At 48.2% G+C, this 23351-nt stretch carries 22 protein-coding genes; 2 read left to right on the forward strand and 20 right to left on the reverse strand.

The features are described 5' to 3' along the window. Positions 1-29: 29 nt before the first annotated feature. The 8 genes from ACQW03_RS06385 to ACQW03_RS06420 all read right to left on the reverse strand — a co-directional run bounded on the left by ACQW03_RS06385 (position 30) and on the right by ACQW03_RS06420 (position 7492). Positions 30-1217: an HpcH/HpaI aldolase/citrate lyase family protein gene (locus ACQW03_RS06385; RefSeq protein WP_441948810.1), complete on the reverse strand. Its 1188-nt coding sequence runs from the start codon at positions 1215-1217 to the stop codon at positions 30-32. 167 nt (positions 1218-1384) lie between these two features. After that, a complete protein-coding gene (locus ACQW03_RS06390; protein WP_076293392.1) occupies positions 1385-2119 on the reverse strand; it encodes a TerC family protein in 735 nt (244 codons plus the stop codon). 26 nt (positions 2120-2145) lie between these two features. Then, positions 2146-3414, reverse strand: coding sequence for a TerD family protein (locus ACQW03_RS06395; RefSeq protein ID WP_029517566.1), 1269 nt, complete (start codon positions 3412-3414; stop codon positions 2146-2148). Between the two features lie 224 nt (positions 3415-3638). Then, positions 3639-4220, reverse strand: a complete 582-nt coding sequence (locus tag ACQW03_RS06400; RefSeq protein ID WP_023987194.1) for a TerD family protein — start codon at positions 4218-4220, stop codon at positions 3639-3641. Positions 4221-4251: 31 nt separating this feature from the next. Further along, positions 4252-4827, reverse strand: coding sequence for a TerD family protein (locus ACQW03_RS06405; protein ID WP_013308970.1), 576 nt, complete (start codon positions 4825-4827; stop codon positions 4252-4254). A gap of 47 nt (positions 4828-4874) precedes the next feature. Next, positions 4875-5468, reverse strand: a complete 594-nt coding sequence (locus ACQW03_RS06410) for a TerD family protein (RefSeq protein WP_013308969.1) — start codon at positions 5466-5468, stop codon at positions 4875-4877. A 28-nt stretch (positions 5469-5496) separates the two neighbouring features. Next, the gene (locus ACQW03_RS06415) at positions 5497-5943 is read right to left on the reverse strand and encodes a tellurite resistance TerB family protein (protein WP_013369616.1); all 447 of its coding nucleotides are present in this window, start codon (positions 5941-5943) and stop codon (positions 5497-5499) included. A gap of 517 nt (positions 5944-6460) precedes the next feature. Then, entirely contained in the window at positions 6461-7492 is a 1032-nt protein-coding gene (locus ACQW03_RS06420; RefSeq protein WP_441948814.1) for a WXG100 family type VII secretion target, read from the reverse strand. Between the two features lie 198 nt (positions 7493-7690). On the opposite strand from ACQW03_RS06420, the gene ACQW03_RS06425 reads away from it, so the two are divergent. Together ACQW03_RS06425 and ACQW03_RS06430 are read left to right on the forward strand one after the other, a co-directional pair. After that, complete coding sequence (locus tag ACQW03_RS06425; protein ID WP_441948816.1) at positions 7691-8473, forward strand: Cof-type HAD-IIB family hydrolase; 783 nt, start codon at positions 7691-7693, stop codon at positions 8471-8473. Between the two features lie 89 nt (positions 8474-8562). Continuing rightward, the gene (locus ACQW03_RS06430) at positions 8563-9351 is read left to right on the forward strand and encodes a formate/nitrite transporter family protein (RefSeq protein WP_013308962.1); all 789 of its coding nucleotides are present in this window, start codon (positions 8563-8565) and stop codon (positions 9349-9351) included. 71 nt (positions 9352-9422) lie between these two features. Here ACQW03_RS06430 and ACQW03_RS06435 read toward each other — a convergent pair whose 3' ends face one another. The 12 genes from ACQW03_RS06435 to ACQW03_RS06490 form a co-directional block, all read right to left on the reverse strand. Continuing rightward, entirely contained in the window at positions 9423-9668 is a 246-nt protein-coding gene (locus ACQW03_RS06435; RefSeq protein WP_071639720.1) for an HPr family phosphocarrier protein, read from the reverse strand. Positions 9669-9758: 90 nt separating this feature from the next. Beyond that, on the reverse strand, positions 9759-10628 hold the full coding sequence (locus ACQW03_RS06440) for a DL-endopeptidase inhibitor IseA family protein (RefSeq protein ID WP_441952322.1): 870 nt from the start codon (positions 10626-10628) through the stop codon (positions 9759-9761). Between the two features lie 111 nt (positions 10629-10739). Further along, positions 10740-10973 (reverse strand): hypothetical protein, encoded by a 234-nt coding sequence (locus ACQW03_RS06445; RefSeq protein ID WP_025722924.1) that lies wholly within the window; start codon positions 10971-10973, stop codon positions 10740-10742. A gap of 175 nt (positions 10974-11148) precedes the next feature. Then, the gene (locus ACQW03_RS06450; RefSeq protein WP_441948819.1) at positions 11149-13014 is read right to left on the reverse strand and encodes a rhamnogalacturonan lyase; all 1866 of its coding nucleotides are present in this window, start codon (positions 13012-13014) and stop codon (positions 11149-11151) included. A gap of 157 nt (positions 13015-13171) precedes the next feature. Further along, positions 13172-13729: an SLOG family protein gene (locus tag ACQW03_RS06455; RefSeq protein ID WP_076293389.1), complete on the reverse strand. Its 558-nt coding sequence runs from the start codon at positions 13727-13729 to the stop codon at positions 13172-13174. Between the two features lie 207 nt (positions 13730-13936). Next, complete coding sequence (locus ACQW03_RS06460) at positions 13937-14278, reverse strand: iron-sulfur cluster biosynthesis family protein (RefSeq protein ID WP_071639718.1); 342 nt, start codon at positions 14276-14278, stop codon at positions 13937-13939. Between the two features lie 218 nt (positions 14279-14496). Next, on the reverse strand, positions 14497-16419 hold the full coding sequence (locus tag ACQW03_RS06465; protein ID WP_441948822.1) for an IucA/IucC family protein: 1923 nt from the start codon (positions 16417-16419) through the stop codon (positions 14497-14499). Further along, the gene (locus tag ACQW03_RS06470) at positions 16379-17632 is read right to left on the reverse strand and encodes a type III PLP-dependent enzyme (RefSeq protein ID WP_441948824.1); all 1254 of its coding nucleotides are present in this window, start codon (positions 17630-17632) and stop codon (positions 16379-16381) included. Before ACQW03_RS06470 ends, ACQW03_RS06465 begins: the two co-directional genes overlap by 41 nt. Further along, positions 17629-18405, reverse strand: coding sequence for an HpcH/HpaI aldolase family protein (locus ACQW03_RS06475; protein ID WP_076293385.1), 777 nt, complete (start codon positions 18403-18405; stop codon positions 17629-17631). Before ACQW03_RS06475 ends, ACQW03_RS06470 begins: the two co-directional genes overlap by 4 nt. Further along, entirely contained in the window at positions 18402-20186 is a 1785-nt protein-coding gene (locus ACQW03_RS06480) for an IucA/IucC family protein (RefSeq protein ID WP_441948826.1), read from the reverse strand. Before ACQW03_RS06480 ends, ACQW03_RS06475 begins: the two co-directional genes overlap by 4 nt. After that, on the reverse strand, positions 20174-21889 hold the full coding sequence (locus tag ACQW03_RS06485; protein ID WP_441952324.1) for an IucA/IucC family protein: 1716 nt from the start codon (positions 21887-21889) through the stop codon (positions 20174-20176). Before ACQW03_RS06485 ends, ACQW03_RS06480 begins: the two co-directional genes overlap by 13 nt. Before the next feature lie 319 nt (positions 21890-22208). Beyond that, on the reverse strand, positions 22209-23234 hold the full coding sequence (locus ACQW03_RS06490) for an ATP-grasp domain-containing protein (protein WP_441948828.1): 1026 nt from the start codon (positions 23232-23234) through the stop codon (positions 22209-22211). Positions 23235-23351 lie beyond the last annotated feature (117 nt).

Consider the following 23351-nt stretch of genomic DNA (forward strand, 5'->3'; position numbering starts at 1 on the left):
GGCGGAATGGATTATGTGTCTCCGTAATTTTAACGCTGAACTGCTCCAGAATTGGCAGCAGATGTGTTTTCGTGGTTGGGTAAGAGACTGACAAAATGTTGTTGTTCATGTAACACCCCGTATACTTTTGATCTATTGATAATACGATGAGCCCAATTCAAATGCGGCTTAATTTCATTCATTTTGTTGGCATAGGTACTTTTGAATACACCCAGACTACCGTCGTTACGCTCAACAATTTCAAGTGCATCCATATACTCTTCATGTGTCACCGCATACATGGCTTGTACCGGTTTAATATGGGAGGGATGAATAATTGTTTTGCCAATAATCCCATTCTCTTTGTCCATCATGACTTCTCGAATCAGTCCGTCTACGGCATCTGAGATGAAGTCCATCCGCAAGTGTCGTCCCGGCTTTCCAAGTGCATCTTCGAAAGGAGACACTCTTAATTGAGGTTTAAAGACACGTTCTCGGTGAGAGAAATATTCCCATACAGGACCGGAAATGACATAATTTGAGCCCACACGTCCAAACAAGTTAATAATATCTGCGATGCAATCCCGAATGACGGCAATTTCATAAATCGTAATATCCGGGCTGCGTCTCAAGCCATATAGACTGGAGAAATCGGTTGCCCCAATTCGTACATTCAGCACATATTCCTGGTACTCATCTAAAATTTCCTTAATCGACAGCAGCTCTTTCCAGCGGGTTTCCCGATAAATAATTTTGGAGCTTTCAAGAATCGGTAATCCGTACAGCACAGGCATGTCTCTTGCGTTTCCTGCCCCTGTATGCATATTCCGGTTATATTCAGCAATGAGTGCAAAATACGCCCGTCCATTATCAGAAGAGAACTTGGGTAAGACAAAGCCCGTGAGCAGTGACAAAGATTCTCCCAAACCGTTCAGCAGTCGTTCCAACTGCTCCACAGAGCGCACACGCACAAATAACAAAGGTAATTGCTGTTCACTCATCATCCCCGTCCGTACATAGGATAGTAGTTGAAGCAGCTGCTGTGCCAGCGATTGTTCTGCCTGTCCGACCTGGTGATCCCCTATAGCATCCTCCAAATCCAAAATGACCGTTGTTAGTCCTTCATGTTTTCCATTTTTGATCTCTTCCGCTACCTCCGAGCGGGTAGCAGGCATGTACAAAGCTGCTCCTATTGCATAAGCCAATATACTTTTGGGAGAACGGTTATGAAACTCCAACGGTGGAGTATAAAAGATCGCTTCTACTTCCTCAGAGGTTAAATCATTAAAATATTTCAGGGCCCTTCCCCTCCTCTTGCTCTTTCTTGCCTGACTGAAGCCCTGTGCTTCGGGTATAAAAGAAATCCCCCCTTAGTTTCAGGAGGGATTTCGCTATACTTTGTACATTAAGCCTCTTTGTCGGCCTTTTTCTTTCTTTTCGCCGAGCTGATAACCATTGTGCCTACAAAGACAGCAATCAAAATGCCGAAGAATAAAATCTGCGACATATGAAAGCCAAAAGCAGCAGCCAGCATTTTACCCCCGATAATGGCGATCATAATAAAGGCTGTCTGTTCCAGTTCCGGAAATTTATCAATGAGCTTGAGGAACACTTGAGCAACACCACGCATCATCAGAACGCCGAGAATACCACCCAGGAACAGAACCCATACTTTCTCGCTCACACCGAAAGCGGCAATGACGCTGTCAATACTGAAGGCAATATCCATCAGTTCGACCATTAATACGGTTTTCCAAAAAGAAGTAGGTTTGTTTTTCACTTCTCCATCACCTTCGGACTTGAATAAGCCCTTATAAGCGATATAGAGCAGATAAGCCGCACCCAGTACCTTAATCAGTGTGAACTTAATCAGGAATGTACCCAAGCCGATAGCCAGGAACCTGAATATATACGCACCCAAAATCCCGTAAAATAAGGCTCTCTTCTGTTGTTCCTTGGGTAAGTGTTTAACCATAACTGCGAGAACCAAGGCGTTATCCGCCGATAAAAGTCCTTCCAGCAAAATGAGAGTTCCTATAATCCCCCAACTCACTGGATCAGTAAGCGTAGCTACAACATCACTCCATGAAAAGAAATGGCCATAGTTTTCGCTGATATTTTTAAACAAATCATTCAACATGAAAAGAGTGCCTCCGATAATTCAATTTATTTGCTACCCTGCGACCAGCGCATGCCCCAGTTATAGGCCCGATCCAACTCACGATGACCGCCATAGAACTGCACGAGTCTTTCAATGCTGAACGTTTCATCGTTTACATTTTGGATCATGGCAATCGCACACATCCCTTTGCGATTGTCATGTTCATTCATGTGAACGATAATGTCCGGCCCATCCTTCTGGTACAGCGTGACTACCCCGTCCGCTTGTGACCAGTTCGTGACTCCTTCATAGATGAAGGTAAATACCAAAATTCGCTTAATTTCAGAAATTTTAGCACCATTAATGCGAAGATTTTCTCCTGTTTTCACAGAGCCTGTACGGTCGTCGCCATCCAGAGCAATATACGGGAAGCGATTTAGAGAACCGAAAACTTCCCCGAGCGCCTGCACAACGCCTTTATCTCCGTTCTTCATCTCATACAAGCAGCCCAGATCCAGATCGACACCCTTGGAACCGCGATTGAAAAAGCCTTTGCTTTGCTGGACCTGATTCCAGTTTAGATTGATCAGGATTTCACCCAATCCGCCTGAGCCTTTTTTCAGGTTGATGGTGTCGCCCTTCTTCTTCAGCTCAATTTTCCGCAGATTCAGATTCACCGGTGTTGCAGATGGCTCTGGCTTCGGAGCAGGTGGTACTGGTGGCGGCGTTGGTGCTGGTCGAGGCGCTGGAGACGGAGGTGTAGGCACTGGCGTGGGAGGAGCCGGATTGTTTTCCACTTCAATCCCAAAATTAACGCACAACGCATCCAATCCACCGGAAAAACCTGCGCCAATCGCGTTGAATTTCCATTCCCCGTTATGACGATACAGTTCCCCAATGACAATCGCCGTTTCCACTGTAAATCCACTGTCCAAATTAAACCGCAAAACCTCTCCGCTAACCGGATGAGCAAAACGAATGAACCCACCTTGAACCTGTCCAAAATTTTGCCGTTTCTGATCCGCATCATAAATCGTCAGCGTAAACGCAATCTTCTCAATGTTTGCAGGAATTCGCGTCAGATCAAGGGCAAATTGCTTTTTGTCACCGGACTGTTGTCCGTCTGAATAGGTGATAAAGGGCGTGGTCGGATTGTTATAAAAAATTAAGTCCTCATCGCCCGATACTTTTCCTCCAGGACCCAGCAAAAATGCTGAAGTATCCAGCTCCAGAGACGCTGGGGACTCCCAGCCAATCCCTACGTTGACATGGGTCAGGCCCGGATTTGTTTTCGTCAAATCCGCCTTCTGTCCCTTTACTACGATAACAGCCATGATTGTGTCACCTTTCTGTCCGTTTGTCATGTGTCAGCGTACGCTAATGTAGCATTTTGCATAATTCGATTCCCAACGCACATAAGTACAATATATAGACGAACTAAAGCGTTTCGATCTATATATTGCTGATTTGAAAATGCTCTTGGGATTTATGCAAAATGCTCAATGTAATAGCTTAAAAAGAAAGGGTAGCGCCCTATGGACACCACCCCAAGTGGATATTATTGAGCGTCCAAGCCATAGTTTTTAGCAAGCGCACCCAATCCACCAGCAAAGCCACTACCGATAGCCTGGAATTTCCAGTCCGCATTCTGACGGTAAAATTCACAGAATACGACGGCCGTTTCGGTGGAGAAATCTTCTCCCAAATCGTAGCGCAGCACTTCACGATCTGTTGCCGCATCTACCACACGTACAAAAGCATTGGACACTTGACCAAAGTTTTGCGCGCGTGCCTCGTAATCATAAATGGTAACCGTGATCCCGATACGGTGGATGTTCGCAGGAATCTTCGAGAAATCAACGATGATTTGCTCGTCATCCCCATCGCCCTCACCTGTGCGGTTATCACCCGTATGAGTAACCGATCCTGCTCCGCCTGTCGGGTTGTTGTAAAACACAAAATCATCCGCAGCTTTGGCTTTACCGTCTTCATAAAGTAGGAAAGCCGAAGCATCCAGGTCAAAGTCCGCGCCACCACTGTATTTGTTCGTATCCCATCCAAGACCTACAACGACACGAGTCAAGCCGGGATTCGTTTTGGTCAGATCAATACGTTGTCCTTTGGAAAGGCTAATGGTCATTCCGCATACCTGCTTTCTTTGTATAGATTTTTTACGCCAAACCGTAATCGCGTGTCAATCCTGCAAGACCATCTTGGTAGCCGCTACCAATGGCATTGAACTTCCACTCACCGCTATGACGATACAGTTCGCCTACAACAACGCCTGTTTCGATTGAGAAATCTTCTCCCAGATCAAAGCGGACCAATTCTTCATTGTTTGCTTCGTTTACGATACGAGCGTAAGCACGGGACACTTGTCCAAAGTTTTGGCTGCGTTCTTGTGCTTCATAGATTGTAATCGTAAAAGCGATCTTTTCAACGTTAGCTGGCACGCTACCCAGATCAATTTTAATTTGCTCGTCATCTCCGTCGCCATCACCTGTGCGGTTATCCCCTGTATGAACGACAGAGCCGTTCTCATTTTGTGGGTTATTAAAAAAGACAAAGTTCTTATCGGATTCTACTTTACCTTCCGCATTAGCCAAAAATACGGATACGTCTAGGTCAAAATCTTTACCGCCATCGTATTTGTTTGTGTCCCAACCGAGACCAACTGTGATTTTGGACAAACCTGGATTTGTTTTCGTCAAATCGATTTTTTGACCTTTGGATAAGTTAATTGCCATGAGTAAGAACCCCTTTTCACATTAAGTTTTGTATGAGCAACCTAAAATTACATATAACGCTGAGCCAGCACATCAATATGTACGGCATGGGTTCCTTCACCGATTGCAGCAAACTTCCATTCGTTGTTATGACGATAGAGTTCTCCACAGACCAGTGCGGTCAGCCCTTCATAATTATCAGATAAATTAAACGTCACCAGCTCCTTGGAATTAGCACCGTCCAGAATGCGGATATACGCCTTCTCGATCATGCCGAAGTCCTGTTTCCTGTTTACGCAATCATATATATTCACAACAACAAGCACTTTGTCGACATTGGCAGGAATACGTGCCAGGTCAATCGCAATTTGTTCATCATCACCGTCGCCTTGTCCGGTCAGATTATCACCAGAATGCACGACAGAGCCGCATGGACTTTTTTTATTGTGGAAACACACTACGTTATCTGACTGAGTCAGTTTTCCGTTTGCGTCCAGCAAAATGGCAGAAGCATCACAATCAATGTTCGGTTGCTTCTTAAAACCAAAAAATCCTTTGGACTGTACTGGGTCCCATCCCAATCCGGCTATAACCTTGGTTAGTCCTGTGTTCCCTTTGGTCAAATCAATTTTCTGGCCCTTGACCAGATTAATTACAGCCACTGATTAACACACCTCCCTTCCGTAAAATTTACAGACTAAATTCAGACGGATTCAAACCAAGCGCGCCGCAAATCTCAGCCACAATTCGCTGCTCATTTGCATCAAAGTCACCATCAGCTGCGCCAATAGCGCTACATACGCCAACGACGAGTCGGCCTACTTCAGGCTTACCTTTCAATTTACCAATCGCCTTCAGTGCTTCCTGTTTACCGATTTCAGGTGAAAATTCAAAGTTCGCTACATAGTGATTGAAACGGTTGATAACCTCACCCATATCAAACACTTTCAATTCTTCACTGATATTTATGTATCCGGCCATTTTTGTTTTCTCTTCCGGACTAATCGTACCGTCAGCAAATGCTACTAATGCACAGCCTGCAACAACAGCTTCCATAAAATCTTTATTCTTAAACTTCTTAACTTGGTCTCCAAGTCCTTTTTTAGTTGTATTCAACCAATTTTTAAATGTACTCATGTTTCCCTCCACAATTACGTATTTGGGTAAAGGTATCCTAGTTAATTTCTTCCTTTACTATAACCTGAATTACGATCTTTTTCTACAATAATATACAAAAATACGGTAAATCCGATCTATTTATTATTGGTACCCTCTCTATCTTTAGCCCTATTTTCTACATAAAACCCTCTCTTCCATCATCCATCATTTGGTACCCCAATTGCAAGTCTGTGAAATAGTAGGGTTGAAAGAAAGGCACAGCCTTCTAATTTAACAGAAGCACTGTGCCTTTTACCATAATCCACGGTTTATCCATCTATAAATTTAGTTCTACTTAATTTGCACTTCTCTTTGGATATGTATTCTATCTATCTAATATATCGGTTTTCCGAAAAAATTGGTAAACCAAAAAATCTACAGACTTCTCCAGCTAGCGAGTTTACAGTTTCTACCTGCCGCTCACCTGTTCCAGAAAAAAAGACTGTAGATTTTATAGATACTCCTATTCACGCTATTATCGTTCACAGCTCAAGACCTAATTATAATCCTCCCAATAGCGATACTCCATTTCATTCTCACCTTTGGTGACGATGATCATGTTTTCAATATGTCCCGTTTCTTTATTCGTTCGGTAGATCATGGTACGGGTTTCTCCCTCATCGGGTACAGAGAAGAGTACTTTGTCACTGAGCATGCCGCCGCCAATGCCGACGACGTGTTCCCCCCACCCGGAGGCTGCGCCAGAACCGATGCCCGAACCTGCCCCACTAACTCCAGCCCCGCGCGACAAAATAAGACCTATTCCATATCCAGTGACGGTCTGGGCCGTTTTACCTAGAGCGTGTTCTCCGGCTGATTGGATATGCTTTTGGACCCAGTAATCGTATTTATCCGTATTTTGCTCATAACTCACAACATTCCCTTTTTTATCGATAGATATATCCGTTTTGCTTCCGTCTTTACCTGTCAGTTCGGTGACGGCGACAAGGGAATCGGACGTGATCTTGGAGGTCTCTCCTGTATTGTAATCTGTACGAGGAACTGAGTCCTCATATTGCAGCCGCAGGACATTCATCTGGTCGTGAATTTTCTGCATAACCTGCTTGTCGCCGATGGCCTCGGCGTTTTTCAGTAGCTCCTCATATTGATGATATTTATCCGCGTCTGCCTGATCCCATTGGTCTATGTTTTTGGGCTGCTTGGCAATTTTTCCACCATCATCTCCAGCCTCTCCACTGCCTGCCAACGCTGCGCTAGCGTTCATTGCCGCTGCTAGGGCTGTCCAGAAGCCACGTGTGCTTTCACCATCCGCATTTCTAAACTTCGAAGCGATGCTTTTCAGCTCAATTTCAATGGATTGAACCTTATTTAATACAGAAGAAAGTGTATATTTAGCCGTACGATAGTCATTATAAAAACGATTCCTCTCCATCCCATCCCACTGGCTGTGAAGGCGGTTCATTGTGCTATCCAGGCCGTTTAACTGGTTATACAGTGTGCCGTGGGCATTGGCAAATTGGGAGGCCACGCTGTCCAGCTGCTCCGGTGTGACTTGGATTTTTGTCATGGTGATCACATCCCATCTATGAAAATAGGAGATAGAAATTATATTTTACAGTAATCCTTATTTCATATTGTAAGCTATAGAGGTCGGACATTCATGAGGATTTATACGTATTTGTGTATTCAGAAGCAGTTCCTTTGATATAATGAATCCATATGAGTTCATTTCGACAATACATTATTGAAAGTCAGGTGTAGGGACATGTCAGACAAAAAAATTATCTTTTTCGATATCGACGGTACATTACTGGACGATGACAAGAAAATGCCGTTAACGGCAGAAAAGGCCGTCTTTGCTTTGAAAGAGCTGGGACATGAGGTGGCCATCGCAACAGGACGTGCGCCTTTTATGTTCAAAGATATCCGCGAGCAGTTGGAAATTGACTCCTACGTCAGCTTTAATGGGCAATATGTCGTGCTTCGCGGGCAAGTGGTCGCTACCAATCCGTTGAACAGAGAAGCCTTGCAAGCGATGACCGATCTGGCCCTCACACATAATCATGCTCTCGTATATATGGATCATATGGACATGAAGGCCAATATTCCTAACGATGAGCTAGTGGAGAGATCGGTCCAAACGCTTAAAGCCAAGATTTCAGTTGGATACGACCCGCTCTATTTCCAGGGAAGAGATATTTATCAGACGCTGTTGATGTGTACAGCAGAAGAAGAACCTTTCTATGAAGCGGTATTCAAGGCGTTTGACTTTGTGCGCTGGCATCCGAGTTCTGTGGACGTTGTTCCTCATGCTGGCTCCAAAGCGAAGGGCATTCGCGAAATTACATCCAGACTGGGCATTGCCGATGAAAATCAATACGCCTTTGGCGATGGCTTAAATGATGTGGAGATGCTGACAGCTATACATAACAGCGTCGCGATGGGCAACGGCTGTGATGAAGCCAAAGCCGCAGCTAAAATGGTCACAAAACGCGCAGATGAAGATGGTATTTTGTACGGACTGCAAAAGCTTGGTTTGTTAAGCTAACAGGATTGCTGATAGACTGGACATGTTTCGGAAAAAATAAAGTCTGTTTAAAGACTTACATATGAGAAAATAGGAGGTTGTCCTTAAATATGGAGACGGAAGGCTTACGCAATGTCGAACAGCTAGCCATGAAGAAGTACAAAATTTACAAGCAGAGCCTACTCCGGTATTTGGCACGTTCCATGCTGGCGAGTATGTTCATCGGGTTCGGCGTTATTGTAGCCTTCAAGACGGGCAACTTTTTTTACATGGAGCATTCTCCATTCACTTATCCCATGGCGGCACTCACGTTCGGAGCGGCCATCATTCTAATCGCTTACGGCGGTGGGGATTTGTTTACAGGTAACACCTTCTATTACACTTATGCTGCGCTCCGTAAAAAGCTGCGCTGGGGGCAGGTGCTTCGATTATGGGCTGCCAGCTATGGCGGTAATTTGCTGGGTGCGGGGGTATTTGCACTCCTTATTTACTTGACCGGGCTGTTTGACTCCTCCAGCGTGAACAGCTTTCTACTGAACGTGGTTGAGCATAAAATGGAAGCGCCTGCAATGCAGCTATTCTTCCGAGCTATTTTGTGTAATTGGCTAGTCTGTCTTGCCTTTTTTGTTCCAATGTTTATGAAGGAAAATGGCGCAAAGATGTTTGCCATGATGCTGTTTGTGTTCTGCTTTTTTATTTCGGGATATGAGCATAGCGTGGCTAATATGTGTACTTTCGCCATTGCGCTCGTGCTGGATCATCCGGGTACGGTTTCTGTCGCTGGTGTGATCCATAATCTCGTTCCGGTTACGCTCGGAAATCTGGTTGGTGGCGTGCTGCTTATGGGGGTTATGTACTATTCGGTGAATCTCCCGTTTTTGGACGAGGAAGAACACTAAAAAAAGAAGCCGTGGGACTTAGGCTCCACGGCTTCTTTTTTTTAGTAATAGAGCAGGTGCTTTCTTGCCTTTTATTCTTCTTGAGCAGGAAAATGGATAAACTCCTCCAACTCCTTGAACAGCTTCTTGGGATTGACATTGTCAGGTACAACCAGAGTTAGCGGTTCATCCAGCTTCAGCACATACATGCCTAAAATGGATTTGGCATCTGCCATGCCGCTTTTGCCATGAATCCAGATGTCATAGGTATAATTCGAAACGATTTGATTGATTTTTTCAATATCTTTAACGTCTTTTACCTTGATGGGTGTCATCATTGCACAGCACTCCCCTGCATTGAATTGGGGCTTACAAAACAAGCCTTAATATCACTTTACCCCATATGAAGCCTGTTGCAAAATCTTAATTTAGAAAATGACATGCGGAGCGGAGCTGATTTTCCAGTAGCTGCCGACCTTTTCAAAGTTCACGGTGATTTTCTCATTCGCCTGCTTGGTTTCTGCCGGATAAGGCACGGTCAGCAGGTAGCTGCGCTTCACCGGAGTCATGTTTACCATTTTCGCCGTAGCCCGGCTGAACTCTAGCAAATTGCCACCATCTGCGTTCAACTGAGCTAATCTGCCGTTAACTTCAACGAAAAATTTACCGACAAATTGCTCACTAGCCTGCTTTGTGTAGACCTGCGTCAGATAACTGATCAATTTGGTCTTCGTGCCGATGTCCTCGGACAGATAGCGGTAGCTTTTACCGTTCAACTGGAACGACTCTCCCACCGGGCTGCCACCACTAATCGCATACTGATAACGAGACTGTGCCTCCAGCACAAGCGGAACCGCACTCTCGTGGTTCAGCTTGTCCAGCTGCGTCGGTTTCACGCTGGTAGCCGCGGCTGCTGGCGCCGAAGTGGACGGCTGTTGCGGCTTAGACGGCTTCACAGTCGACGGTACGGACGGAGCAGCCGCTGGTGCTACCGATGTAGATGGACGCTGTGCTGGTGCAGACGGAGCTACTGGTGTAGCGGCTTTGGCAGAACCTGCAGCTGCAGCCGGGGTCGAGGCTGCTGGAAGCGACGGCGCTTGCGCAGGGGCTGGCATCGTAGCCGACGCAGACGCTGCGGGTGCTGGCACCTGGGCTGGGACGGATGCGGCCGGACTGGCAACGCTCGGTTGCGTCGCTTCCGCTGGAGCGGTCACGGCGGGTGCGGCAGCGGCGGCCTGTGCCACGCTCATAAGTGTGGCCGCAATGCATAGTGCGGATAGCTTCGTATTTATTTTCATACTCATATACACCTCCATAATCATATGTCTGCATAAACTGCACACGTTTCTATTATAAGAATTTCGCTTCTCGATTGGGTTGCTAAATTGTTTCTATTTGCCTTTTTTTGTTCATTCTGCACGAAGTTTGTCCGTATTTGCCGGGGACGGCTGTTCTGATTGTTTCAACTGCTTTGCCTCCATCTCTTCCAAGGATAGCGACAGTTGCTTAACAGATCGGTCCAGCTCCTCCAATCTGCGACTCAAAGTGAAGAGGATGTATTTTAACAGAATCAAACTTAATGCAGCAGGGAATCCGACATTAGTTACGAGCTCGATCATGCCTTCAGTCGTTAAAGAACTCACAGATTCTGCCTCCTTTTTCATACATATATTCCATCAATAAGAACTAATGTTCCCATTTTTATGAAAATCATACGTTATCTTTTGGGCTCTCATGACAAAAAGAGCTCCAATTAGCCAGGAGCCCTCTCTGTTTTTGTTCATTCTACCTGCTTTCAGACCACTGTCGAACGACATATCAAGGAGTATATATATTCGGTTGCTGGGGCCTGGACATCCCTTCTCCGAGATAAAACCCGGTGTGCGGCGGCTGATTATAAGCTACGTTCTGCCAGGCAACACTGAGGCGATACACTGGATCATGCATAAGCGTATAGAATCGATGTTCTGACTCGTATGGTGTTGTGTAGATCCGCAGCGCCGAATTATCACTTTTGCGCCAAATGACTTCCTCACGCCAGTCACCGAACAGATCGGCCTGCAAGGACGGCGTTCCTTTGGTTCCGTTATTGGAACTCGTTCCTGTCGCCGTAAGCAAGTTGGAAGTAGTCGAGTTCGTATAGTTCCACTTGTCTATTTTCCCAGCGCTTGATGAGGTATGATCCAGCAGTTCACGGAGGAGATCCCCATCCCACCAGATGCCAAAATTAATGGAAGACGGTAGCGTGTTGGTGATGAGCTGCCCCTTGGCTGAACGCAAACCAATACCCGGTGCCCACTGCTCGTTCCCTTTGGTCCGCGGGTCAATGTCTGCCGACAGGCCTCTTCCGGTATCCTTGCCTGTTTTTACGCCCCATAAAATATTTCCATTACGCGGGTCGTACATGGCAGCTCCGTAGGTGGCATTTTTGTCCTCGTTCACCTTGAACACTTCATAACCTGAACGGTCGGGGTCCAGATCACCAACATGAAGTGCATCTCCATGTCCCATCCCCGTGTTAGCCAGTTTCGCTCCGTTATCGTCTACAACCAGCGAGCCATACACGATCTCATCCTTATCATCTCCATCCACATCCGCCACGCTCAAACTGTGGTTCCCCTGTCCAGCCGTCCCGGCATTGGTGGAACTGTTGCTGTCAAAGGTCCAGCGTCGGCTCAGGTTACCGTTCCGCCAATCATATGCGACCAGAACGGTGCGGGTGTAATAACCACGTGCCATCACAATGCTGGGTCTCACGCCATCCAGATAAGCAACCCCGGCGAGAAAACGATCCACACGGTTACCATAATTATCTCCCCAGCTCGATACCGTTCCGCGCGGTGGCACGTAGTCAATCGTACTAAGAGCCTTACCTGTATCACCTGAGAATACAGTTAGAAACTCAGGGCCTTGCAAAATATATCCGCTCGTGTTTCGATGATCAGCCGAAGCGTCCCCAATCTTTACACCTGCACCATCTACCGTGCCGTCTGCTGTTTTACATACGATCTCTGCTTTACCATCTCCATCAAAATCGTAGACGAGAAATTGCGTGTAGTGGGCTCCAGCCCGTATGTTACGTCCCAGGTCGATCCGCCATTTGCGTGTTCCATCCAGCTCGTAGCCATCCAAAAATACATTTCCCGTATAACCGGATTGCGAATTATCCTTGGCATTGGAAGGGTCCCATTTTAACACAATCTCATACTCGCCATCTCCATCGAGATCCCCTACGCTGGCATCATTGGCATGGTACGTGTAATTCACATTATCCGGAGTTGTGCCTCCCGCGGGCTGCTGGATCGGAACATCCAGGTAGTTGTTGTTCCATACCTTCACCGCAGGAGAAGCGCTCTGCTCTGCTCCATTGACCACGGCACGAACGGTATACGAAGATGAGGTCGTACCTGCCTTGTCCAAAAAGTTGGTTCTCGATGTAATCGGCGCATCATTCACCTTGCTTGTCCCTCTGTACAAATTAAAGCCGACCGAATCCGCTTCCGTGCCCAGCAAGCGCCAGCTCACCAGTACACCCTCAGGCACCTTAACGGCAACGGCTCCCCGGTTCAGCTTTTCCATTTGCCTCGTAGAGGCAGCAGTGACCTGGCTATCCATCGGGGTGACCACTCCACTCAACATTACACCGAGACAGAGCAACGCAGTATACCGAAACCTTTTGTTCATCTGAATTATTAGCTCCTTTCATGGTTTGTATTTTCAATAAATTAATTTTATGTGACTGATAAGTTATTGTTATTTAAATTTTATGATAGCGCTTACATAAATGTAAAGGGACGAATACGTCCTTTTTGTTCAAAAATCCGGGCTAATGCTTTAAAAATCAGAGGTCCATGAATAATCGTTCTTCATCCGCGATGCTCTGGATATCCTCCGAGCTGATGCTGATATACTGATAGCCCTCTGCCTGTTGTTTTTTCAATGCAAGTTCCTTCATAAAACGTGGGCTGCCCTCTCCCGCATCCTCATCGTAAACAAGCAATAAACCGTCTGTTTTGCGGAAAAGGAGTTCATCCCGTGCCTTGAGTTGCCATATTCCCTGATAAGGCTGGCGGCTGACTACTCCCACATAGTCAACTTCGGCACAAATCTGCTGAAAATATTCCTTTTTGTCCTCTTTCCATTTTTCTTCCATATTTTGATGAGCCATCATAATAGAGCATTTGAGGTGGGGATATTGCTGTTTTAGTGCAGTAACGACCTCACAGGCCCACAAGTCCACTCCGTATTGGCCGGGGGTAATCACCCATTCCAACCCTTCTTCTACCAGGGGAATAAGCCTGCCTGCAATCGCCTTTTTAATATATGGAATGCCTTCGTGCTTCTGATTGAAAATATTCAGCTCATGGGCACGATAGCCCGAAACAAGCAAGTTTTTCATCTTCTCAACGTCCTTCTCCGATTATCATAAAGGTTATTGTACCACTTCAGAGCAGACCACTAAACACTTCGTTTTTTGGAGGAACGAATTGAATATAACGCAAAAGACGAACCTCTTCCAATTGAGCTGGATCAGGTTCGTCTTTTGGAGTTTGGTCTAGTTTCGAATGGATGGTTTACCCATCGCTATTATCCTTTTCCATCCCTATCACTCCTCAGACGATTTTATGCGGACATCTTTAATTCTAATGTTGCTACTAAATATACCAGCATCACTACTTAGCTTGAATGACGGGTAACCAGGGTCTGCCTCAAGCCGCATTCTGCCATCGAACTGCTGCTCCTGCTGCTGATCTACCCAAAAAGAATAAGGCTCAGACTGAACTGCTTTATCAGTTGCATTCGGCGTAGTGACAACCAAAATGACAAGTACGCCATTGCATCCGCAATCCTCGGTGTCATAAAACAACTTGAACATTCCCGCTCTTCCTGAAAGGGCCAATTCTAGCCTTTCAACGGACAAGGAATCCAATTCCAAATGTATGCTCATGAGATGAATTCTCTCCTTTGTAAGTGAGATGTTTGGAGCCGTCAGCTCCATAAAGACTAAATTTTAACTATGTGTTCATTATAGTCATGTTTTCGTATGTGTCTATGTGACTGCACTCACTGCTATCAATGAGCTCTTACATAAAAAGGCAACCCGATTACACTGGGTCACCTCCGTCATCTCTCATCTTATCTAAACCAACATTCTAGTCACAACTTCTATCCTTTGTAAAAAGGATTATGACCTGTGCCTTTGCCCGATGGCATCGCCCCAGGCACACCGTCCGCTTCAAGCAGCGGACGGATTATGAGCTTCATCGGCCACTCCCTACTCTCGAATACCGCTTGGAACAGTTCGGCCCGGTCAGCTTCGGGAAGCGGCACTACCCGTAGCGCTTCCTTCCACGCCTGCTCGGTGATATCCCATAACTTTGCTTCAGGGATAGGATACACCTCGCTTAGCGCTTCCATAATCGCGGCCAGGTTCACCTGCGTGCCCAGCGACTGCACGTAGAAGATCAGCTTGCGGATCGTCTCATTATACAAGCTGTTCGAGTATCCTGGCCGGATATGATAACCCGGGTCCGCAATGCCGTGTTTGTCCAGATACGGCTGATGCAAACGTACGGAGTCGTGGTCACGGAATAATAGGCCGTTCACCCGTCCGTTCCGCAGGACCACGCAGCAGTTCTGACCGTGAATTTCGGGTACAACGCCTACCTTGAACAGCCGCATTACTACATCATAGAATAACACCGTCAGATTGGTGTAGAATCCTATAACCTCTTCACTGGTTAACTCTCTGCCCAGCAGATCGGATAACATATGGCGACCTTCCAGTGTCACCCCAAGCGCAGCCATGGGAATGACCTGCACACCTTCTTCCAGCAACTTTGGCGGATAGATGCGAATCTGGGCGGCCAGATGGCGAGGATGATCATCGAACAATCCCATGGATTCCGGCATGTATCCCCACCAGTTCCGTTCCTCGCAGAGCCACACTTTACCTGTGAGCGATTCATCGCAAGCCACCGCCTGTCGTAACATCTTCTCCCCAGCCAGACCATTTAGCAGCTTCACCACCGGGAGATAGCGGGCGGCCCCGAGAGATAACACACTGACCGGAAGCTTGAGCATCTGTGTGGATTCTTCCATCGGGGCCATCGAGCGCAGGGACGATGTCGCCTGAACCTCTCCCAATTCAATATCCAGTACAACGATGGTACCGTCCGCGATCTCTCCGTTGAAACGTGGCAAGATGATATGTTCCATCTGCCATGGATGTACTGGCATGGGCATGTATTCTTGCAGATTCAGGCCCTTCCGGGCCAATTCTGCTTCCAGCCTGCTGCGCTGTTCTTCATCCAGTACATCCAGTGTGGACATCCCTTCCTCACATCCCTGTTGTACGGCATCCCAACGCACCGCCACCCATCGCAGCGGGATCTCCTTCCTGAATTCCGCTGCATACCGGGTCACATCTGCTTCTGTGAACCCCACCTTTGCCTTGGAGGTGGGGTGAAATGGACGATCTCGCAGCGCTGCCACCTGCTCTCCCTTGATAAACCAATCGTAGGCATGGAACGGAACTCGTTCTCTCAGACGTTGTACCTGCTGGAGTCCCAGTGCCAATTGCTCGGTGGCTATTTTCACGCCTGCCAAGAACTCCGCAACCCCGGGATGCGCGTATGCTTCATCCGAAAGTGTCATCCGAAGCACAGCCTGTCCTACGACTGCCGGAGATTCAAGAAGCTTCCAGCCTCCATCCGGTGTCTCTCCATAGACGGGTGAACCCTGTACCCATTGATATCCCTGCCTTTTGCCTGCTTTCACCAGAAACAAAATCCCTTTCTGATGCAGCATAAGCTGTCCACTATGTCTACCTGCCCCATTCTCATCCTGCTTATCCTTACCTGCGACATTGCCGTCGGTTCCGTTCCCCGTTCCCCATCCGCTCTGCGAAGGACCTCCATTACCATCCCCCAGAACCATTCGGCGGAACGGTTCAGGTGAAGTAGAGAGTTCAATGAACGGATGCCCTTCCAGCGGTAGCAATTGCTCGGCTAGAAATGCATTGATCAGATCCTCCATAATCCGGCGCTCAGCGTCTTGCAGACTGGAACGCTTCATCACTGTTGACATGGTTGTCGTCCTCCGTCAAATAATGGAATGCCGGGTGCGGATGGCCCAGAAAATCATGATGCGAAATGGTCCAGCAATAAGCTCCCGACTTCTCAAACACAACAATATCGCCTACACGCAGCCGCTCTACTTCCGCATCCGAATGCATACGATCCTTGGGCGTACACAGCTCTCCGACTATGTGAACTTTGCTGTTCCATACCTCTGGTCTTGCAAACGAATGCCCCCAACGGTCCGTAGACATAATGTGAAACGGATGGTTGTGTCCCCATGATGCAGGCAGACGATTATGATGTGTACCTCCTCTTAACACGGCAAAATGCTGACCATGCGATGTTTTGATATCCATAACCTCTGCCGCATAATAACCGTGGTCAGCGACAAGCATGCGACCTGGCTCGAAATACAACTGTATGCCGCGTGAAGCAAGGCGCCCTCTGGCTTCACTTCGCTCAATCAGGGATGTGAACAGGGACCAGTCGAACCCGGGGCTCCCATCATAGGTGACGCCAAACCCGCCTCCGGCGTTAATTACTTCAAGATGCAGGTCATATGCCTGCTGCCACATCTCCGCCTTTTGCAAATACAGCTCAATCATCTCGGCATGTAGTCTCGCGTCCACATTGTTCGATAACGAGTGAAAATGAAATCCGCATAAACGCACCGTACCCGCGTCTTCCTCACGAATAACCCGGACTGCTTCCTCCACGCTCTCCTCATCCATGCCGAATGGGCTCGGACCGCCGCCCATTACAATCCGGGTCCGCGGCAATGTGCTGCTTCTCAGATTGATCCGCAGCAGAATGCGGACTTCCTGCTCTCTCTTTGTAGCAATGGCGATGACACGCCGGAGTTCCAGCAGGCTCTCCACATGAATGAAACTTACCTGATGCTCGATAGCCTGCTTCAACTCATTCTCCTTTTTCCCTGGACCGCCAAACAGGATTGGAACCTCGCTACTTACACTCCTCACCTTGAGCAACTCACCAATGGAAGCTACCTCGAACCCGTGAACCCAGGGCAGCAAAGCCTCAATAATTCGGGGATCCGGATTGGCCTTTATGGCATAGAAGAGCCGCGTGCCTTTGGACAGCGTGTGCAGCATGTGACGAAGCTGCTCCTGAATACCAGCCAGATCGTAGACATAAGCACATACCGGGTCTTCACTGTCCCTTTGCAGTTCATGAATCATATTCCATACGCTTGATTTCATGTCAGTCCACCCGCATTTTTATAGTCATTCCGTTTCTGTTCGTACGCCCGAAAAGCCGTATTCCGGTCATCGCCCAACACGTATATGTATACCCCCCGATTGGCCCACAGCGCCATGCCTTCCTTGTTTCTGACCACTGTTGCATACGGTACCTGACACTGCTTTGCGGCTTCATGTAGTGCACCTAGCGAACGCTGCACGTCTGGATGTTCCGTCTGCCACGGTACGCCAAGTGATTGCGACAGGTCTGCCGCCCCCTCTAGTACCCAGCTCACCTGGGGATGAGACAGTATGCTCACACTTTGCCGGACGCCCTCCACACTTTCGATCATCGGTACAATCATCACCTGTTTATTCGCTTCCTGAATATACCCGGTGAGTGGATACTTGCCAAACACCCCCGGTCGCCCACTGTTCAGACTCCGCATGCCAAGCGGATGATAATACGCATGACGAACCGCTTCCTCCACCTGTTCCCGCTGTTCCACATGAGGAATGACAATGCCTTGTGCGCCACAGTCCAATACCTTTAGAATCTCTGTTCGCTCTACCTTCGAGATGCGTACCAGCGGGGTCATTCCTGCCAGCTCCGTAGCACGTACCAGTTCTTCCACCGATTCCATATTCGTTGCGGCATGTTCCAGGTCGATAATTACAAAATCATACTCCGCATGTCCAATCATCTCAATGATGACCGGATGTGGGATAGAGACAAAGAGGCCAAACACCGGCTGTTTACGTTCAATTTTCTCCTTCAGCGTGTTGGTTCTCATCCGAGAACGTCCTTCGCCAGCTTCAGCGGATTGCTGGCCTTACGGAAATACACTTCCCCATCCCCATACAGGCGGCGCTTGGTCATCTCTTCAATCAGCGCATCCTCGGCAAAAAGATCAAACCACTCGAACCGTTCCTCGTACTCCGGATGCTCCCGCTGATAGTCTACAATAGTGGCCGCGCACAGCTGCCAGAACGCTTCTTCCGTCAGACCGAAATTCTCCAGCGTCAGCGCAATATCCGTCATGCAGATAAAAAAGAACGCATCATACGTATAGTCCCGGACTTCCGACACGTCACCCGCGTAGATAAAGGAATACCGATTAAACTTGCGATGGGTCTCCGGTTCGGGGTGCAGCTTGGGGGCTCGTTCTGGATTCAGCAGCTTCTCAGGTACATAGCGGACACCATCATGAAGGTCCTTGATGATGATCCGTTTCGGCAGATCATTTTCCAGCACCAAAATGATATTCTGGGCATGCGATTCCAGCGCGATGCCGTGTGCATAGAGCAGATGAATAATAGGCAGCGATACCGTTCGAACGAGGGCTTCACTCCACTTCTGAATGCCATGATGCTCAACTGCACCCTGGATAAACGGTACCCCGTTCGACTGTACCAGCATAAGTGCATTTAAGGGCCAGGCTGTCTCGCCTTCTTGCAGATGAACAGATACATTTTCACGCCAGATCGCCCCTATTGTGCCATACGCCCGTCCATACTGGATTGCAGGCAAGTTCTCGTACCGAAGCGAGAGTCCCATGATCTCTTTCAGAATGGAAAACTCTTCTCGTTGCAACAACTCATCCTCTTGAATGAGTGCTTCCAGCCAGTCGCTGATTAGCGGTGCATTCTGGGTCGTGTGCTGTGCCAAAATGCGTATGCTCGATGTATTGGTAATACTCAGCGACAGCTTGAGATACGATGCCTTCGAATTCATCCGGTTCGACAGGGAACGAATGGACTGCTGGGCGCGATAGGTTGAGTCCGAAGGGCCGAGAAAAACGATATCTCTGTCCATTCGTTGCCGGGCAAACACCGATTCCAGCTGGTGTTCCCACTGCCACGGATGAACTGGAATGAATATATAGCGTTTACCCTCCGTATCTTCCGACTGAAGTATCCGATTAAATCGGCTGATATCCTCCTCTGTGAGATGTTGTCTCACCAACTGTTCTGACGTGTAGCCTGTGGAAAGAGCCGTTTGCACAAGTCCTTCTTTCACGGCAATCCAGTATACGGTCACATCCGAGTTAAACTCTGGACCGTAAGCAAGATTGTCTTTTAGGGTGAAGCCGAGCCTCGACTTGTAGCTGGGATGGTAGAGATGGCCGTCGCTCATATGGCTTTCGAGAGCATCATAGTGCAGGTCTTCATCCGGAATCTTCTCAGGCAGCAAAGCCCGGCACTGGCTGTCCTTCACCATCGTCTCCAGCAATTCCTGAATGAAGGCCGCCTCATTCGCACCCTCCAGAATGTTCAGCACCATTTCCTCCAGAAACAGATCCAGATCGGTGCAGTGAACGCCCTCTCTTCGAATCGAGCCCTTCGCCACCTTCACTCGGCCAAATGAAAATTTTCGCTCCGCCTCACAGCTGTATGTCACAGCCTGCCCTGACGTACTCCGCCCCACAGTACACCATTCGTTCCCCCCCACCTTACAGTCAAGGATACCCTCGAACCACATGGCTTCCAGCGCCTGCCGCATGATCCGTTCCTGTACATCCGTGTATACTGCCGTCTTGTGACCTTTCTCAGCCCTGTACCCTATGAACCCCACGCCACTTCACTCCCTATTCGGTTCATTATATTTCTCACCGGCACATACGCCGGGGTCTGACTGATCCCCCTGAGACAGCTCACCAGATTTTGTTTCGCCAGAAAACTGTCCGCGGTCAGCAAATGCTGCACGTACACGTTTCCGGTTCGATCTAGTTCCTTCACCAGCACCTCACGGACCTCTGCCCAGAAATACTCCTCCGGTACGTTCACATCCCTTGCCATCGCATGAATGAGGGAACCCAGATGATTGATGATAAAGTAATAGGATGTCCTCGCCCAAGCCTTGTCCCGTGGATAAAACAGCAATCTGGAGGGAGCGGTATCCTCTTCATGGATCAGCTCCGCATCGACACTGACTCCTTCCAAGTCACGCACGATAAATGCCTCAGGCATTCCGTCCCTTAGCGTCACGAGAGTATTTTGCAAGTGAGCTTCAAAGTGAATGCCGCGCTCTCCGGCCGCTCGTACAATAGGCAGCAAAGACAAGGTCAGATAACGTGCAAACCAGCGTTCGGCTTCAGCACGTACGCCACCCAGCATCGTCATAAGTCGTGATCGCATTCCCGGCAAGGGGGCTTCTACCAGACTTGACAGGACATATGTACATTCCGGGTCAAACTCAATCGGTCTGTATGCGACAGTAAACAGACTCGTTAATTCTCCCTCCTGAAAGTCACAAGTGGCTACACCTGTCTCATAGGCAATCTGCGTATGCTCATCAACACCGAAGCAATTCTGCTGCCTGACGTACCTGGAGGCGTCCAGCGTCCTTCGCATCTGCTCCGCACTATTGGTGCGAATCATGTTGGTAATCTGCATGTTCAGCGACAGCTTGATATTGCAATTCAGCTCTGGAATATAGACGGTGCGTACCGAGGAGGTCGGGTAGGCCTTCGGTCCGCCGTTGCCCATCGGAATGAGTTTTTTATCCAGAATATACTGCTGGACCTCGGACAAGCCCAACACGTACGCATACTGCCAGGGATGGATAGGCAGTAGTTCATACTCATCCCCATGCTCACCGCACTCTGCTTCCCAAGCTTGTTCCACATGCCCGTGCAGGCTGGCATGCAGATTGATCCTAGTGTGATCATCCACCCATTCCTGCATGTACACATCCTTCCTCACAGCAACGTAACAGAGTTGGAACGAGGTACGCAGTTCTGGGCTGTACATCCGTACGTCGTGCTCGGTGAAGCCTTTGGAGTTTTTCGGAAACGGGTGAAAGGGATGACCATATACCAGAGACTGTTCAGAAGTACAGTAATCATACATGCCAAGTCCAGCAGCCTGCTCGATATACAGCGCAAGATTATTCACGCTGTTGTCTACCTTTTCCGCAAAATCACGCACATCAGCCGCATGGGTCATTCTGCCTTGCTCATGCCGGCTCTTTCCATACGCCGTGTCTTCACTCAGCTCCCGTGTGATCCAGCGAACCAGGTCCTGATAATGCACCGCTTGCCCGCGCTGTTGTACGCTTCGGTACTCATGCTCTCCCATAGCCGAGTAATACGCTAATTGTCCGGTTATCGTCACCCCACTGGCCTGAAAAGCAACTGCGTACGTCATCGCACTCGGATCAATCTGAATGTCACCCTCCTTCTCCACCGCAAGCTCCCGGATATAACAATTGAGCAGCAGCTTACAAGAGTGTGTATTCGCCTGCTGCTCTGCTTCAGACCTGAGCCTGTTTTCCATCTCGAACAATGTTGCCAACCTTCTTTCGGGTTATAAATAAAACGAGGGACAAGGTCACAGGATGGCACAGGCGAGCCCCATACTAATCTCTTTCAGTGCCACCCATCTGGCCGTATCTGCTGGTGTTCTGACCCGTTGAACCATTAGCAGACCCATCATCCAGAGTACCTACACTTTTGACCAGTAGCGGAATGCTGGATGGATGCCACCGCTTGCAGCGGGCAGGCACGTACATTCGAATATACCGACCACACCATAGGAGCAAGAACAACGCAAAACGCAAGCGGTCCATTGAGCCAGATCAGGCAATGAACTGCTCTTATTCTGCAATCGACTTTTTGAAATGATGTTCCATCTGAAAAAGATACTCCAGGTACAACCGGACGACATCACGTGTGGTCCCCCCAAAGGGGAAGACATGGTGGGTCAGGTCCGGCAATGCGTTGACTTCCAGAATGCCTCCCTGATCTGCTGTCAGCGGCTGGCGGATATCCTCACAACGGATATCAATGCCAGCCACATCAATCCGGAGGGCTCCTGCGGCCTCAATTGCCATTTGTGCATTGTCAGGAAAAATCGCTTCCGTACAGTCCATATAAAATTCACTGATGTTCCCGGCGGCCGAATTGCGAAGATCATATAGCTCGATCTCTCTTCCTGCCGCAGGTACCTCCTCCAGTGTAATTCCCTGTCCAAGCAGAACGTTTCGCAAAGGCTCTGCGTCTTCATCAATCTTAGGAAAGGCCTCGAACTTCCCTATACTGGTATGCTGGATTCGCTGCTGGTTCAACATTCGAATCAACGCCCGTATGGTTGAGGTGCCGTCCCCTTCTACATAGACAGGTCGATACTCATTTACTGCCGCCACTTCCCCGTTAATGACCAGTATCCTGTAATCTACACCCGTTACGAATTGCTGCAGCATGATGCTGTTACTATGGGCACCCGCCCGGGCAATAGCCGTTTCCAGTTCCTCGTTTGTTCGAACGTCCAGTGTCACACCTGCACTGCCGCTTGCGTCCAGCGGCTTCACTACAACGGAACAATGTAGTTTCAGAAACTGCGTTGCCTTGTCACCCATTGCCTCGATAACGATAAACGGCGGCACAGGCATTCCCCGCTCATGCAGTAGCATATTACAAACCTGCTTGTTCTTGGCGAGCAGTCCAGCGATTAAGGGTAGACGATGCGATCTGGTTTTATTAATGACTCTGCGCTTATCCCCATAGGATAATTCCAAAAAATCTTCACATTCTGCGAGAAGTGGCTCGCAGGTCATTCCCAGTTCTCTTGCTTTGCTTATGATGAGTCGGTTTTGCAGATTATGAATTCCTTTCGGAAACAATGAAAATCCTCCCCGACCGAATGAAGGCGTTCGCTCCTGGTTGTGCTTTCATCGGATTGATTTGATGGAAATAATATTGATAATGATTATCAGTTTCAAACAAAATCTATTTTATGG

Source organism: Paenibacillus sp. DRB1-1 (genome assembly GCF_052119485.1).
Taxonomy (GTDB): domain Bacteria; phylum Bacillota; class Bacilli; order Paenibacillales; family Paenibacillaceae; genus Paenibacillus; species Paenibacillus polymyxa_B.